General features: G+C 68.9%; 17 protein-coding genes and 1 pseudogene. 12 read left to right on the top strand and 6 right to left on the bottom strand.

Features of this window, described 5'->3' with window-relative positions; genetic code table 11:
- Window positions 1–9: 9 nt before the first annotated feature.
- From BN1186_RS04265 to BN1186_RS04245, 5 genes are all read left to right on the top strand, one after another.
- On the top strand, window positions 10–198 hold the full coding sequence (locus tag BN1186_RS04265) for a Trm112 family protein (RefSeq protein WP_040282846.1): 189 nt from the start codon (window positions 10–12) through the stop codon (window positions 196–198).
- On the top strand, window positions 195–1,214 hold the full coding sequence (locus BN1186_RS04260; protein ID WP_040282844.1) for an SIS domain-containing protein: 1,020 nt from the start codon (window positions 195–197) through the stop codon (window positions 1,212–1,214). Before BN1186_RS04265 ends, BN1186_RS04260 begins: the two co-directional genes overlap by 4 nt.
- Window positions 1,207–1,635, top strand: coding sequence for a type II 3-dehydroquinate dehydratase (locus BN1186_RS04255; protein ID WP_040282842.1), 429 nt, complete (start codon window positions 1,207–1,209; stop codon window positions 1,633–1,635). The genes BN1186_RS04260 and BN1186_RS04255 overlap by 8 nt, the downstream gene beginning before the upstream one ends.
- Window positions 1,636–1,702: 67 nt before the next feature.
- On the top strand, window positions 1,703–3,127 hold the full coding sequence (gene ahcY, locus BN1186_RS04250) for an adenosylhomocysteinase (RefSeq protein WP_040282841.1): 1,425 nt from the start codon (window positions 1,703–1,705) through the stop codon (window positions 3,125–3,127).
- Between the two features lie 25 nt (window positions 3,128–3,152).
- Window positions 3,153–3,443, top strand: coding sequence for a DUF4342 domain-containing protein (locus BN1186_RS04245; protein ID WP_052459776.1), 291 nt, complete (start codon window positions 3,153–3,155; stop codon window positions 3,441–3,443).
- A gap of 62 nt (window positions 3,444–3,505) precedes the next feature.
- On the opposite strand, the gene BN1186_RS15705 is transcribed toward BN1186_RS04245, so the two are convergent.
- From BN1186_RS15705 to BN1186_RS04230, 4 genes are read right to left on the bottom strand one after another with little or no spacing between them, the layout of a single operon-like run.
- Complete coding sequence (locus BN1186_RS15705; protein ID WP_040282839.1) at window positions 3,506–3,952, bottom strand: cation transporting ATPase C-terminal domain-containing protein; 447 nt, start codon at window positions 3,950–3,952, stop codon at window positions 3,506–3,508.
- The gene (locus BN1186_RS15700; protein ID WP_281278435.1) at window positions 3,907–4,404 is read right to left on the bottom strand and encodes an HAD-IC family P-type ATPase; all 498 of its coding nucleotides are present in this window, start codon (window positions 4,402–4,404) and stop codon (window positions 3,907–3,909) included. The genes BN1186_RS15705 and BN1186_RS15700 overlap by 46 nt, the downstream gene beginning before the upstream one ends.
- Window positions 4,405–4,416: 12 nt before the next feature.
- Window positions 4,417–4,659 carry a DUF3039 domain-containing protein gene (locus tag BN1186_RS04235; RefSeq protein ID WP_180349016.1) on the bottom strand — a complete coding sequence of 81 codons (243 nt, stop codon included), beginning with the start codon at window positions 4,657–4,659 and terminating at the stop codon, window positions 4,417–4,419.
- A gap of 32 nt (window positions 4,660–4,691) precedes the next feature.
- Window positions 4,692–5,810, bottom strand: coding sequence for a serine/threonine-protein kinase (locus BN1186_RS04230; RefSeq protein WP_180349015.1), 1,119 nt, complete (start codon window positions 5,808–5,810; stop codon window positions 4,692–4,694).
- A 69-nt stretch (window positions 5,811–5,879) separates the two neighbouring features.
- Here BN1186_RS04230 and BN1186_RS04225 point away from each other — a divergent pair, with 69 nt between their 5' ends.
- From BN1186_RS04225 to BN1186_RS04205, 5 genes are all read left to right on the top strand, one after another.
- Entirely contained in the window at window positions 5,880–6,647 is a 768-nt protein-coding gene (locus tag BN1186_RS04225) for an RDD family protein (RefSeq protein WP_052459774.1), read from the top strand.
- A gap of 10 nt (window positions 6,648–6,657) precedes the next feature.
- Complete coding sequence (gene malQ, locus BN1186_RS04220; protein WP_040282918.1) at window positions 6,658–8,808, top strand: 4-alpha-glucanotransferase; 2,151 nt, start codon at window positions 6,658–6,660, stop codon at window positions 8,806–8,808.
- 158 nt (window positions 8,809–8,966) lie between these two features.
- Complete coding sequence (locus BN1186_RS04215) at window positions 8,967–9,890, top strand: PfkB family carbohydrate kinase (RefSeq protein WP_040282917.1); 924 nt, start codon at window positions 8,967–8,969, stop codon at window positions 9,888–9,890.
- Between the two features lie 18 nt (window positions 9,891–9,908).
- The gene (locus tag BN1186_RS04210; protein WP_040282837.1) at window positions 9,909–11,411 is read left to right on the top strand and encodes a purine-cytosine permease family protein; all 1,503 of its coding nucleotides are present in this window, start codon (window positions 9,909–9,911) and stop codon (window positions 11,409–11,411) included.
- Window positions 11,408–11,953: a cysteine hydrolase family protein gene (locus tag BN1186_RS04205; protein WP_040282836.1), complete on the top strand. Its 546-nt coding sequence runs from the start codon at window positions 11,408–11,410 to the stop codon at window positions 11,951–11,953. Before BN1186_RS04210 ends, BN1186_RS04205 begins: the two co-directional genes overlap by 4 nt.
- Here BN1186_RS04205 and BN1186_RS04200 read toward each other — a convergent pair.
- The gene (locus BN1186_RS04200) at window positions 11,940–13,301 is read right to left on the bottom strand and encodes a nicotinate phosphoribosyltransferase (RefSeq protein WP_281278444.1); all 1,362 of its coding nucleotides are present in this window, start codon (window positions 13,299–13,301) and stop codon (window positions 11,940–11,942) included. The genes BN1186_RS04205 and BN1186_RS04200 overlap by 14 nt on opposite strands.
- A gap of 21 nt (window positions 13,302–13,322) precedes the next feature.
- Here BN1186_RS04200 and clpS point away from each other — a divergent pair, with 21 nt between their 5' ends.
- On the top strand, window positions 13,323–13,616 hold the full coding sequence (gene clpS / locus BN1186_RS04195) for an ATP-dependent Clp protease adapter ClpS (protein ID WP_040282833.1): 294 nt from the start codon (window positions 13,323–13,325) through the stop codon (window positions 13,614–13,616).
- Entirely contained in the window at window positions 13,613–14,212 is a 600-nt protein-coding gene (locus BN1186_RS04190) for a DUF2017 family protein (protein ID WP_040282831.1), read from the top strand. Before clpS ends, BN1186_RS04190 begins: the two co-directional genes overlap by 4 nt.
- Window positions 14,213–14,455: 243 nt before the next feature.
- Here BN1186_RS04190 and BN1186_RS04185 read toward each other — a convergent pair.
- A pseudogene (locus BN1186_RS04185) lies at window positions 14,456–14,844 on the bottom strand (IS1380 family transposase); the annotation flags it as partial.

Raw genomic sequence — 14,844 nt, 5'->3', positions numbered from 1 at the left:
GGAGGAAATATGGCCGAAACTCTCGATCTGTCGCCCGAGTTCCTGGCGATCGCCGCATGCCCGTCGTGTCACGCGAAGTTCGCCGTCGACTACGACGAGCAGGAACTGGTGTGCACCAACAACGACTGTGCGCTGGCCTACCCCGTGCGCGACGGGATCCCGGTGCTGCTCATCGACCAGGCGCGCAGCACGCAGTGAACGGCCCGCAGTTCGACGACGCGCGCCTCGAGGCTGCCGATCTCGAGCAGCATGAGGGCCTGCGCAACCTCGCCACGGCGGGTGCCCGCATCCGTCGCGCCGCGCTGTCTGAGCCGCACGGCCACTTGGAGCAGCTGGAGCGACCCCGCGGCGTGCTGGCGATGGGCGCGGAGTCGCGCCTGGTGCGCGCCGTGCTGGAGCCCGCCTGCCCCGTGCCGTTCATGGCGTGGCCCGGCCCCGGCCTGCCCGCCTGGGTGGGGCCGCTCGACTTCGCGGTCATCCTCGGCGGCGTGCACACGCCCGCCTGGGTGGTCCAGTGCGCCGCGGAGGCCAACCGTCGCGGCGCCACGCTCATCGTCGCCGCTCCGGAGGACTCGGAACTGGCGCAGGTGACCGCCTCGTCGTCGACCACGCTCATCCCGCTGCTGGAGGACGACCCGGTGGCCGCCGCGGTGGCCATCCTGGCGCAGTTGGGGGCGCTGGGTTTGGGCCCTGTCGTCCATCCGGAACACGTCGCGGACGCGGCGGACCTGGTGGCCGAATCGTGCGCGCCGGGCCGTGACCTGTCGGAGAACCCCGGCAAGGAACTCGCCCTCGCGCTGGCCGACAGGCTGCCGCTGATCTGGGGCGGCACCACCCTCGCGGCCCGCGCGTCGCGCCGCATTGCGGAGGCCGTGCGCCGCGCCTGCGGCCGCCCCGCGCTGGCGGCAGACGCCAACGAGATCCGCACGCTGCTCACCGCAGCGGAGGCCTGCGACCCGTTCGCCGACCCGTTCGACGGCGAGTCCCAGACCCAGCCCGTCCTGGTGATGCTCGACGACGACAAGCTGCCGGATCGCCTGAGTGGTGTGGCGATGGATCTGGCCGATGTGGCCGAGTCACGCGGCCTGCGCGTCGCCCGCATCTCGTCGGGCGATTCAGACCTGGGCGCCACGGACGTGGAGCGCTACATCACCTTGCTGCTGAAGGGGCTCTACGGCGCCGCATACCTCGAGATCGGCCTCACCGATGCGTAAGGTGCTCGTCCTCAACGGCCCCAACATCGGCCGGCTCGGCACGCGCCAGCCGGAGATCTACGGCGGCGGCGTCACCTACGAGGCCCTGGCCGAACACCTCGTCGAGACGGGTCAGGGGATGGACCTCGATGTCGAGGTGCGTCAGACGGAGCTTGAGGGCCAGTTGATCGAGTGGCTGCACGAGGCCGCCGACGGTGAGATCCCCGTCGTCCTCAACGCCGGGGCGTGGACGCATTACTCCTACGCGGTCGCCGACGCCGCCGCTCTGACCACCTACGTGGAGGTGCACATCTCCAACGTGCACGCGCGCGAGGAGTTCCGCTCGAAGAGCGTGCTGTCGGCGAAGGCCGCGGGCATCATCGTCGGCTGCGGCGTGGGTGGCTACGACCTCGCGCTCGCCCACGTCGCCGCCAGCCTCTGAACGTCGCGCACTGAGGGAGCGGGTGCTGCCGACGCTCAGGGAGCGACCAGACGGTAGACTCGGCGCTGTGGATTATCGCGTAGCAGACCTGTCCCTGGCCGAGTTCGGGCGCAAGGAGATCACCCTGGCCGAGCATGAGATGCCCGGCCTCATGGCGATGCGGGAGCGCTACGGCGACTCCAAGCCGCTCAAGGGGGCCCGCGTCGCCGGGTCGTTGCACATGACCGTGCAGACCGCGGTGCTCATCGAGACCCTCGTCGCGCTGGGCGCCGAGGTGCGCTGGGCCTCCTGCAACATCTTCTCCACTCAGGACCATGCGGCCGCGGCTATCGCGGTGGGCCCCGACGGGACCCCGGAGGACCCGAAGGGCGTGCCCGTCTTCGCGTGGAAGGGCGAGACCCTGGAGGAGTACTGGTGGTGCACCCGCCAGATCCTCGACTGGCCCGGGGGGCAGCTGCCCAACATGATCCTCGACGACGGTGGCGACGCCACCCTCCTCGTCCACCAGGGCGTCGACGCCCAACGCGCCGGCGAAGTGCCCGCCGATGATGACGGCGACTCCCACGAGTTCCGCGTCGTCAAGCAGACCCTCCGCGACGCCCACGGCACCGTCGACTGGGTGGCGCTGGCCCAGTCCATCCAAGGCGTGACGGAGGAGACCACCACCGGCGTCCACCGCCTCTACGAGATGGCGAAGAACGGCACGCTGCTGTTCCCCGCGATCAACGTCAACGACTCGGTGACCAAATCCAAGTTCGACAACAAGTACGGCTGCCGCCACTCCCTGATCGACGGTATCAACCGGGCCACGGACGTGCTGATCGGCGGCAAGGTCGCCGTCGTGTGCGGCTACGGCGACGTCGGCAAGGGCTGCGCGGAATCCCTGCGCGGGCAGGGGGCCCGTGTGATCGTCACCGAGGTCGACCCCATCTGTGCTCTGCAGGCCGCGATGGACGGCTACCAGGTGGCCACACTCGACGACGTGGTGGAGGTTGCGGACATCTTCGTCACCGCCACCGGCTGCTTCGACGTCATCACACACGAGCAGATGGCCAGGATGAAGCACCAGGCCATCGTCGGCAACATCGGCCACTTCGACAACGAGATCGACATGGCGGGCCTCGAGGCCCGCACGGACGTCGAGAAGATCGAGATCAAGCCGCAGGTCCACGAGTGGCGCTTCGCGGACGGGCACTCCATCCTCGTGTTGAGCGAGGGGCGCCTGCTGAACCTCGGCAACGCCACCGGCCACCCGTCGTTCGTGATGAGCAACTCGTTCACCAACCAGGTGCTGGCCCAGATCGAGCTGTTCACCAAGCCGGAGGAGTACCCGGTCGACGTCTACGTGCTGCCCAAGCACCTCGACGAGGAGGTGGCCCGCCTCCACCTCGACGCGCTGGGCGTCCGGCTCACCGAGCTCACGCAGGCCCAGGCAGACTACCTGGGCATCCCCGTCGAGGGTCCCTACAAGTCGGAGTACTACCGCTACTGACCGCCGGGGCGGCTATCGTCGAGGCATGACCAAGAAGACCTTCACGGAGAAACTGACCGTCGCCGGAATCAACCTGGCCGACACCGTCAAGCAGATCCTCTCGGACCCCAGCGTCGAGCGCGTCACGATCCGCTCCAAGTCCGGGAAGGAACTGCTGGCCATCCCGGTCACGTGGAGCGTCATCGGAGTGGGCGCAGGTTTGGTCTTCGCGCCCATCCTCACCGCGGTGGCCGGCCTCGGCAGCGCCGCGGCGGAGCTCACCCTCGAGGTGCAGCGCCGCGAGGCACCGGAGGTGGATGGCCAGGAGTCAGGCTAGCCGTCACCGGCTGCGGAGCTTGAGCATGATGGTCTTCTCCGCCTCGACGATCAGCAGGATGCCTAGGCCCACGCCCACTGGAAGGCCACCAGGGCGCCCACCGACGCCCAGGCCACCCAGTTGCTGAACAGCACTGATGGGCGCAGCACCGAGCCGTTCAGCACGCGCACGTTGAACAGGTAGAACGCCTGGACCAGCACCAGCACGTTGACGGTCATGGTGCGCGCCACCTCGATGTTGCTGCCGTCGTACAGGCTGAGGAAGATCGCCAGCGTGGTGCCGCCCATCCCGGGGTCGTCCTCGTCGAGGGAGTCGCCCTCGCGGACAGCGGCGGCGAGCACACGCAGGCCCTCGTTGCTCAGCTCGTCGATGAGCTCCTCCCAGCGGTCCCGGTCGAGCTCCTCGTGGTCGTCGAGCGTGCCCTGCGTGCTGCACATCTCCAGCACGCGGCCGGGGGCGCCCTTCAGGTAGACGCGTTCGCCGTCGTCGGCTCCCGCGACGACGGCCATGAACTTGTTGTCCGAGTTGAACGGGATCTCCGCGGAGCGGTTGTACTCCGAGAGATGGCGCCCTCCGGAGCGTAGCCCTCGCCGTCCACCTCGAAGCGCTGGCCGGGCGTGGCGAGGGCGCGCACCGTCATCTCGTTCTTGGTGAGGGTGCCGGTCTTGTCGCTGCAGATGACACTGACCGAACCCAGCGTCTCGATGGAGTTGAGCTTGCGGGTGATGGCGTTGCGCTTGGCCATGCGCTGCACGCCGCGGGCCAGCGTGATACTGAGGATGGCGGGGAGGCCCTCCGGCACGGCGCCGACGGCGAACCCGATGGCCGCTTGGAACAGGTCCTCGAGGTCCTGGCCGTGCAGGAACCTGCCGGCGAGGAAGAGCAGCACGGCGGCGACGAGGATCAGCAGGGTCAGCCGCTTGCCGAAGCTGTTCATCTGTTTGGTCAGCGGCGTCTCCAAGGTCTCCGATGGTCACTTGCCGGATTGCAGCGACTCCCAGATCTCCTTGCACTCCGGGCAGACGGGGAACTTGTCCGGGTTCTTGGTGGGCACCCAGACCTTCCCGCACAGGGCCACCACCGGGGTGCCGGTGACCATCGCCTTCATCAGCTTGTCCTTGGGCACGTAGTGCGAGAAGCGGTCTTGATCCCCGTCCTCGAACAGCTCGGTGCGCTCGTCAACAACAGTCTGTGATCCGGGGGCCAGTTCGCTCATGCGGTCAGTCTACGACGGGCGGCGCTGCGCGGTCAGCGGGTCAGCACGTAGATGGTCAACCAGATCGTCAGGCCCAGCAGCAGGATGGCCGAGCCGGTCACCCAGACGTAGAACCAGGGGGAGTGCGTCTCGGTGGACTTCTTCGGGGCGTAGCGCCCGCGCCCGATGTAGTTATCCAGCATCGAGACGGGGGTTTCGCTGCGCGCGGACAGGCTGCCGGCGCTCTGGCGGCCGCCGCTGATCAAGACACCGATGGGCTGAGGGGCGGTGGGTAGCTGTCCCACCGACGGGGTACCCGCCGTCGTCGAGGTGATGGGGCGCGGCTGATAGGACTCCCCACCGGGCAGCTGATCTGCCAGCCGGTCCAACACCTCGGCGAACTGGGCCGCGGTCTGGGGACGGCGGTTCGGATCCGGGGAGAGCGCCGAGGCCATCACCTGATCCAGGAGTTCGGGGGCGCCCACCTGCTCGGCGATCGCCGCCGGGCCGATGTTGTGGTTGCGGCTGAGCAGCTCCGCGAGGGTCTTGACGGGAAACGGCGGGCGGCCGGTCAACAGCGCATAGGCCACGCACGCCAACGAGTAGATGTCCGAGCGCTGATCGAGCTGCGTCGAATTGGCCTGTTCGAGGGCCATGTAGGCGGGGGTGCCGGCAGTCATGGTGTCGCGGTACTCGTCGAGCAGGGATTTCGCCACGCCCAGGTCAGCCAGCATCACGCGCACACCGGTGGGCGTGTTGCTCAGCAGAATGTTGCCCGGCGTGATGTCGCGGTGCACCAACTGGTTGCGGTGCAGCACCTCCAACGCCCGGGCAGCCTCGGCGCACAACCGCAGCGCCAGCCCCGGGGCGACCATCCGCTTGCGGAGCTGCTCCAGGGAGCCCCCGTTGGCCAGGTCCATCACGAAGTAGGGCTGGCCGCGGTCCGTGGTGCCGATGTCGTAGACCCGCACCACGCGCTCGTCGGAGAGCCGACGCAGCAGGCGGGCCTCGGCCAGGAAGCGGGCCCGCACGTCGTCGTTGGTGGCCCAGTTGTCTGCCAGCACCTTGACAGCGACGGGCACGTCGAGGGTGTCGTCGTGACCGCGGTAGACCGTCGCGAAAGAACCGGACCCGATTCGTCCGGTGATCCTGTAACGCCCGATCATCTCCATGCCGATGGACATTCTCCCCCATCAGGGCGTATTCCGGGAACTTCATCGAAGTCTGGCATTCTTGGAGCCATGACGAACACTCCGCAGCAGCCCCCCGCCGGTTGGTACCCAGATCCCGCCGGGTCCGGAGGCGAGAGGTTCTGGGACGGTGTTGCCTGGTCCCAGTCGACCCCCGCCCCGTCCGCCGGCGCTCCTGCGGGCTACGGCTCGCCCTCGCCCCACGTCGGCCAGCAGCAGCCCTATTCCGGCTACGGTCAGCAACCCTACGCCCAGAACTACGGCCAGCAGCCCTACGGGGCGCAGCAGGGCTACGGGTCCGCCGACAGCGGCCGCATCCCCCGGCTCGCGGGCTTCTGGTGGCGCGTCCTCGGCTACTTCATCGACGGTCTCGTCGTCGGCGTGGTCAACTGGATCGTCGTCTCGGTGATCGGGCTCAACGCCCGCATGATGCCCCTCATCGAGCAGTGGCTCAACGACGTGATCATCTGGTCGGAGAACCAGTCCGGCCCCGCGCCGGAACTGAGCCCTGAGCTCACCGGGATCGTCTGGCAGGTGGCGATGGTCCAGACGGTCATCTGGATCATCTACCGCATCCTGATGTACCGCACCAAGGCCGCGACCCTCGGAATGATGGCCGTGGGTACCCGCCTGGTGCCGGCGTCGGATGAGAACGCCACGCTGAGTTGGGGCACCATCATCGTGCGCGCCATCGCCTCGCCGGTGCTGTACGCCATCACGCTGGTCAGCCTCGTCAACGGCATCATGGCGGCCTTCACTGCGCGCAAGCAGACCCTGGCCGACATGATCGCGAAGACCCTCGTCCTCAAGATCCGTTAAGGTCGTGCCGGTGAGCGACGTGTACCCCAGCCTTGCCCTGCTGGCAGAGAAGTTCGGTATCGCCCAGGAATTCTGGGACTGGAAGGGCCGCCATCAGGCCATTTCCGCTGAGACCATCACCGAGGTGTTGAAGGCCTTCGACATTGATGCCTCCAGCCCGCAGGCCGCCGATGACGCCCTGACCCGCCTGGAGGACGACCGGTGGCGCCGCACGCTGCCCGCCTGCACCGTCGCCGAAGAGGGCCAGGGGATCTACATCAACGTGCACGTGCCGGCAGGCACCCACGTCGAGGTCTACATCCGCCTGGAATCCGGGGAGACCCGGCCCGCGTGGCAGGTGGAGAACCACGCCCCTGACCGTTGGGTCGACGGCGGGCACATCGGAGAGGCCACGTTCTGGCTCGGCGCGGACCTGCCCACCGGCTACCACCGCGTCATCGCCAACTCGTTCACCGGCTCGCATGAGGCCTCGCTGATCGTGACGCCGTCGTTCGTCGGGTTCCCCGGGAAGATGCGCGGTGAACGGATCTGGGGCTACGGGACCCAGTTGTACTCCGTCACCTCGGACCGCTCCTGGGGCATCGGCGACCTGGGCGACCTGGCGGACCTCATCACCTGGTCCGGCGCCCGGCAGTTCGCCGGCTACGTGCTGATCAACCCGCTGCACGCGGCGGAGCCCGCCCCGCCGATCGAGCCGTCGCCCTACCTGCCGGCCAGCCGCCGGTTCATCAACCCCATCTACATCCACCCAGAGTCCATCCCTGAGTACGCCACCCTCGGCAAGGAGGAACGCCGCCGGATCAAGGCGCTGTTGCGGCAGGCGCAGGAGGCCGCGGAGGCCTCGGGCATCGTGGACCGCAACGCCGTGTGGCCGCTGAAGCTGGAGGCGCTGCGGATCATCCATGCCGCCGGCATGCGCCCGGCCCGGCACATCGCCTACCAGGATTTCCGCAGCCGCGAAGGGGTGGGGCTGCGCTACTTCGCGCTGTGGAGCGCGCTGAGCCGGGCCCATGGCCAGTTCTGGAGCGACTGGCCCGACGAGTTCCAGTCACCCCAGTCGCCCGCGGTGGCCGCGTTCGCGCAGGAGCACGCCGACGAGGTCTCGTTCTTCGAGTGGCTGCAGTGGATCGCGCAGACCCAGGTCTCCGCGGCCCAGACGGTGGCCGACGAGGTGGGCATGCCGGTGGGCATCGTCACCGATCTTGCGGTCGGCGTGCACCGCCACGGCGCCGAGACCTGGATGATGCCGGAGGTATTCGCGCAGGGCATGAGTGTGGGCGCGCCGCCTGACCAGTACAACCAGTCCGGCCAGGACTGGGGCCAGCCGCCCTGGCGCCCCGACAAGTTGGAGGAGTTGGCCTACGAGCCGTTCCGCGCCATGGTGGCCGCGGCGCTGCGCCGCGTCGGCGGGCTCCGCGTGGACCACATCATCGGCATGTTCCGCCTCTGGTGGGTGCCGCAGGGCGCCGGTCCCACGGGCGGCACCTATGTGCGCAACAACCACGAGGCCATGATCGGCATCCTCGCGCTGGAGGCGCAGCGCGCCCAGGCCCTCGTCATCGGCGAGGACCTCGGCACCGTCGAACCCTGGGTGCGCGACTACCTCTCCCGCCGCGGCCTGCTGGGCACCTCCGTGCTCTGGTTCGAGGCGGACCACCAGGGCCAGCCGCTCGACGCGGGCCACTGGCGCGAATACTGCATGGCTTCGGTGACCACGCACGACCTGCCACCCACGCTCGGCTACCTCGCCGGCGACCATGTGCGGCTGCGCGACGACCTCGGCCTGCTGACCGAACCCCTCGACGAGGAACTCGCCGCGTCGCACCGCGAGCAGGAGGACTGGCTGAACAAGCTGGTCGACTACGGCCTGCTCAACCCGGAGGACCGGGATGAGCCGGTGGAGGTCATGCTGGCGCTGCACAAGTTCCTGCTGCACACGCCGTCGAAGGTGCTGCTCGCCGGCCTCACCGACGCGGTGGGGGAGCGCCGCGCCCAGAACCAGCCGGGCACCATCAACGAATACCCCAACTGGCGTGTCCCGCTGGGCGATGAGGACGGCAATCCCATCCACCTCGAGGACATCTTCACCGCTGAACTGCCGAACCGGCTCGCCGCGGTGATGAACGGCATCCAGCAGCAGCCGGAATCCCGCTGGGGCTGAGGTCCCGGCCCCCTCACCTCGGCACGCATCTACGCCACAGAGCTTGGCGCCCTGTGTGGGCCGGGGGAGTCAGTGGTGTGCGCCGAGTTGGTGACTACATGCCCGGCGCCGCCCGACGGCTCGCCGCCGCATGGCCCGATCAGGCATATGATGCGCCCATGCCTCGCGTGATCCACACCGCCCAGGCCCTCGTCGACGCGACGGCGCTCATTCCGGACCTGCCCCGCCGCGGGCAGAACGTGATGGCGGCCGACTGGAGCCAGCAGGCCGGCGGCGCGGTCAACATCCTGGTGGCCGCGGCGCGGTCCGGCGCCGAATGCGTGCACGCCGGAGCGATCGGCACCGGCCCCAACGGAGACCTCATCCGCGCGGCGTTGGCTGCGGCCGGCATCACCTGGTCCGCGCCGGCGGTGGAGGGGCTCGACACCGCGCTGTGCGTGGTGCTGGTGGAACCCACGGGCGAACGCACGTTCGTCACGCTGATGGGAGCCGAGCGGCAACTCTCCGTCGAGGGGTTGGCCAGCAGCGACCCGCGCCCCGGCGACCTCGTGTGCGTCAGCGGCTACTCGCTGCTCGTCGAGGCCACCCGCGTGCCGCTGGAGGAGTGGCTGGCCGCGCTGCCCGACGGTGTGGAGGTGGTTCTGGACCCGGGAGCGGTCTTCGCCACCCTGCCCGCCGCCACCCGCGACGCGATGCTGGCGCGCACCACCGTGTGGACCTCCAACCAGGAGGAGGCCACCGATCTCACGGGCATCGACGGTATGGCGGCCGCGGCCGAAGCCGTGGCACCCCTGCTGGCGCACGGCGCGGTCGCGATCGTCCGCGACGGGCAGGAGGGATGTGCCGTGTTCGGCGAGGGCCGGTCGACGACTGTCCCGGGCTTTCCGCAGACGCCCGTGGACACCAACGGTGCGGGCGACGCCCACACCGGCGTCCTCGTCGCAGAGCGGGCGCGGGGCACCGGCTGGGTGGAGGCCTGCCGGCGCGCCAACGTCGCCGGCGCCATCCAGGTCACCAGGCACGGACCGGCCAGTTCCCCCGCATCCGCCGAAATCGACGAGTTTCTGGCCGCCCGGGGCTGAGCGTGCCAGACTTCGGCAATGACCGATAGTACGCAGACCGGGTTCGACGCGGCCACCAAGGCCCGCCTGATCGAGACCAACGGCATCGACATCATCGACGAGGCCGAACGCACCGCCAAGCCCCGCGACCTCCTCTGGCCCTGGTTCGCCGCGAACGTGTCGGTGTTCGGCATGGGGTACGCGGCGTTCATCTACGGCTTCGAGGTTTCGTTCTGGCAGGGCCTCCTCGTCGCGGTCATCGGCATCCCCATCTCGTTCGCGCTCTGCGGCATCATCGCGATCGCAGGCAAGCGCGGCTCCGTGCCGACGATGGTGATCTCCCGCGCCGCGTTCGGCGTGCACGGCCAGAAACTGCCGGGCATCGTCAGTTGGTTCCTGTCGATCGGGTGGGAGACGTTCCTGTCGATCATGGCGGTGCTGGCCACCGCCACGGTCTTCGGCCGGCTCGGCCTGGGCGGCGGCACCACCACGATGGTCATCGCCGCGGTCGCCGTGGCCGCACTGATCATCGTGGCCTCCGTGCTGGGCTACCACACCATCATGAAGCTGCAATCGGTGCTGACCTGGATCACCGGCGCCATCACGATCGTCTACATGATCCTCACCTTCAGCCACATCGACTGGTCCGCCGTGCAGTCGATCCCCTCCGGCTCGCCCGCCCAACTGATGGGCGCGCTGACGATGGTGATGACCGGCTTCGGCCTGGGCTGGATCAACATCGCCGCGGACTGGTCGCGCTACCAGCGCCGCGACGCGTCGAACGGCTCCATCGTGTTCTGGAACACGTTCGGCGGCTCGGTCGCCCCGGTCATCCTGGTGCTCTTCGGCCTGCTGCTGGCCGGTTCGGACCCTGAGCTCAGCGCCGGCATCGCCGACGACCCGATCGGCACGCTCGCCACGATCCTGCCGGTGTGGGTGCTCATCCCCTTCTGGATCACCGCGGTGCTGGCGCTGGTCTCGGGTGCGGTGCTGGGCATCTACTCTTCCGGACTGACCCTGCTGAGCCTGGGCATCCGCATCCCGCGCCCCGCCGCCGCCGGCATCGACGGCGTGCTGCTGACCATCGGCACCATCTTCGTGGTGTTCTTCGCGGAGAACTTCCTCGGCCCCTTCCAGAGCTTCCTGCTGATCCTCGGCGTGCCGATGGCCTCCTGGGCGGGCATCCTCATCGCCGACATCATCACCCGCAAGCGCCCCTACGACGAGCAGGCCCTGTTCGACGCGACCGGCCGGTACAAGGCGTTCGACTGGGTCTCCATCGCCACGTTGGTGGTCACCACCATCCTGGGGTGGGGTCTGGTGATCAACCAGTTCGCCGGCGACGCGCCGTGGGCCAACTGGCAGGGTTACCTGCTGGAGCCGTTCGGCCTGGGCACCCGCACCGTCGTCGACGGTGTCGAGGCCTGGGACGGCGTGTGGCCGTGGGCCAACCTGGGCGTGCTCATCGCGCTGGTGCTGAGCTTCGTGGTGACGCTGATCGCCCGCCGCGGCACGATCGCCCGCCAGGAGGAGCGCGCATGAGCGCCCCCTGGCTGGTGATCATCGACCCGCAACGGATCTTCGCCGATCCGGATTCCGACTGGGGATCGCCGATGTGGAGCGATGCCGCCGCGACGATCTCCGGGTTGCTCGCGCGGTACCGGGGGCGCACGATCATCACGCGCTGGGTGCCGCTCGAGCCTGGCGCCAGAGTGGGGTCCTGGGACGCGTACATGAAGGCCTGGCCCTTCGCGGACCGCCCCGCGGAGGACCCCTACTTCGATCTGGTCGACGAGTTCGCCGATGTGGAGGCCACAGTGCTCGACGCCCCCACCTTCGGCAAGTGGGACGTGCTGGCCCCGGTGGTGGGGGAGGCCGCGGAACTGATCGTGACCGGGGTCTCGACCGACTGCTGCGTGGTCTCCACCGTGCTCCCCGCCGCCGACGCTGGCGCGACGATCACGCTGGTCACCGACGGCTGCGCGGGCTCGACGCCGGAGAACCACGCGGCCGCGCTGCAGGTGATGGGCCTCTACCCGCCCCAGGTGACGTTGAAGACAGCCGCCGAGCTCAGAGGTTCGTGACGACGGGGGCGGCCTGGTAGGGGTTGGTCGTCTCGTCGCCGGTCTCGTCGAGGATGATCGTCTCCAGCGCGGGGTCGCCGTCGGAGATGCGGCGGGCGGCCAGTGGGAGTTCGGCGAGGGACTCGGCGTGCCGGCGGCGCGCGTCGTCGAGCGTGGCGTGGTAGACCAGCTCGCCCTTCTCGTAGATGGGCACCAGCAGTTCGCGGTCGTTGCCGTCGTTGACCGGGGGAGTGCCCAGGCCGATGACCTCGGATTCCGCCCGCCCGTTCTCGCCGAGGCGGCGCATGGCGAACTTGCGGCCGCCGAGGGTGTTCTTGCCCTTGGACTTTTTACCCACGGGCACCCACGGCGCGTCCGGATCCTCCGACTCCGCGCGGGCCACCAGCTTGTAGACGAACCCACAGGTGGGATGCCCGGATCCGGTCACCAGCGAGGTGCCCACGCCATAGCCGTCGACGGGGGCGCCCTGCAACGCGGCGATCTGCCACTCGTCGAGATCCGAGGTGACCATGATCCTGGTCTGCGTCGCGCCCAGGTCGTCGAGGAGGTCACGGGCCTGGCGGGCCATGATCGCCAGGTCGCCGGAGTCGAGGCGGATAGAGCCCAGCCGGCCCTCCGTCAGTTCGACACCGAGGCGGATGGCGGCCTCCTCATCGTAGGTGTCGACCAGCAGCGTGGTGTCCTCACCCAGCGCCGCGAGCTGGGCGCGGAAGGCGTCCTCCTCGGTGTCGAACAGCAACGTGAACGAGTGCGCGGCGGTACCGATCGTCGGGATGCCGTAGGTGCGGCCCGCCTCGAGGTTCGAGGTGGAGGCGAAGCCCGCCACGTAGGCGGCGCGGGCGGCGGCGACGGCGGAGTGTTCCTGCGTGCGACGCGCGCCCATCTCGGCGCAGGCGCGGTCCCCGGCCATCGCCGTCATCCGCGATGCGGCCGCGGCGATCGCCGAATCGTGGTTGTAGATGCTCAGCAGCACCGTCTCCAGGAGGCAGGCTTCGGCGAAGGTGCCCTCCACCGAGAGCACGGGCGAGCCGGGGAAGTAGATCTCGCCCTCCGGGTAGCCCCAGATGTCGCCGCTGAACCGGTAGTTGGCCAGGTACTCGGCCAGGTTGTCCTTGATGATCTTCTTCTCCAGGAGGAAGCTCAGCTCCTCGTCGCCGAAGCGGAAGTTCCCGATCGCGTCGATCGCGCGGCCCAGGCCCGCCGAAACCCCGTAGCGCCGACCGCTCGGGAGGCGACGGGTGAACAGGTCGAACAGGCTGCGTCGGTTGGCCGTGCCCGCCTCGAGGGCGGCCTGCACCATCGTGAGCTCGTAGTGATCGGTCAGCAGAGCGGTGGTCATGCGCCTCAGCGTAGTGGCAGAGTAGGGGGCATGAGCCAAGCACCAGCAGGAGGGGCCCAGGTCATCGAGCAACCCACCGAGGCGCCGGAGAGCACCTCGCCGTGGGTGACCATCGTGTGGGACGACCCCGTCAACCTGATGAGCTACGTCACCTACGTGTTCCAGGAGTACTTCAAGTACCCGCTGGAGAAGGCGGAGGAACTCATGCTGCAGGTGCACCACGACGGGAAGGCCGTGGTGTCCTCCGGCAACCGGGAGACGATGGAGCGCGACGTGCTGGCGATGCAGGGATACAACCTCTGGGCCACGATGGAGCAGTCGTGACGCTGGAGCCCACCGACATCATCTGGGAGTTCGACGGCGCGGACGGCCGCGACCACGGCCTGGCGTCCATGGTGCGCTTCTACATCCAGCACCTCGAAGGCCTCCTGCCCGCCGACAGCGACGATGCGTTCGAGCAGATCGTCGCCGACATGGCCGACGACCCCACCAACCGCATGCTCGCCAACCCCCGCCTGGCGCGGCTCTACCCGGCGGCGCTGAGCGACGCGAAGCAGGCCGACGAGTTCTGGCGCGATTCCATCCACACGCAGACCCGCGCGCGCATCGCGGCGGCCCACACGGTCGTCGACAACATCGACGCCTACCGCGACTACATCCCCGTGCGGCTGGGCGCCGTCGACGACTGGGCCAAGACGCTGGGGGCGCTGCGGCTGTTCTGGTGGGCCGAGTTGGCCGGCAGCGACCGGATGGCCGAGCCGACGTCGGCCGTCGTCGCCGCCAACCCCGGCCTGGTGGACCTGGTGGAGTGGCTGGGCTACATCCTGGAGGACATGATGGACTCCCGGGAACGGTGCCTGCGCACCGGTTCTGTCTACGATCCCGACGATTACGAACCCATCGGGGGCGAAGGTCTCTAGGATCGCGGCAGGGGAAAGCCACCAACGCCCCCCCGTGCCCGGCGGACGATGACGCGCGCTACCTGCGGTTCTTCCAGGCCAGGTTCGAACCCGGTCCCTGAGCCTGGATCCACCGTTGGTGGTCTTGGAGGCTGGTTGTGGCCAGGGGTGGGTGTTCGTGTGGGGTCAGGGCGTGGGGTATCTGCCGGTCTGCCCGGCTTTTCTACTGGGTTCCTTTGGTTGGGCCCTGCGGGGGCTGGGTGGTCAGAGAGTGCCGCGTAGTGGTGGGCTGGTGGCTGTCCAGAGTTGGTCGAGGGCGGTTTTCCAGGCCCATCGGGTCGGTAAATGGAGCCGCAGGCGTCTGGCGGATCGGGTGACCCGGGCGGGGATGGTGATCAGGTGTCGGGTCAGGCTGGGCCATCGGGTGGTGGGACGCTGGGCTGCGTGGGCTGCGGCGCGGGAGATGTTGAACGCGATGACTGCGTAGCCGACCCATGCGGTGTTAGCGAAGTACTTCCCGGAGGGAAGATGCTTCAGTGCCATGGTTTTCACCTCGGCGATGACTTGCTCCACGATCGCGTGGTCACGGTGACGTTGGTCGGCCTCGATCATGGGTAGGTCACTGTTGGTGATGAACCCGTGGTAGCGCCAGT

The organism is Tessaracoccus massiliensis, from assembly GCF_000826065.2.
Lineage (GTDB): Bacteria > Actinomycetota > Actinomycetes > Propionibacteriales > Propionibacteriaceae > Arachnia > Arachnia massiliensis_A.
The sequence above is the reverse complement of the archived record's forward strand: the minus strand, read 5'-3'. Positions and strand labels throughout refer to the sequence as shown.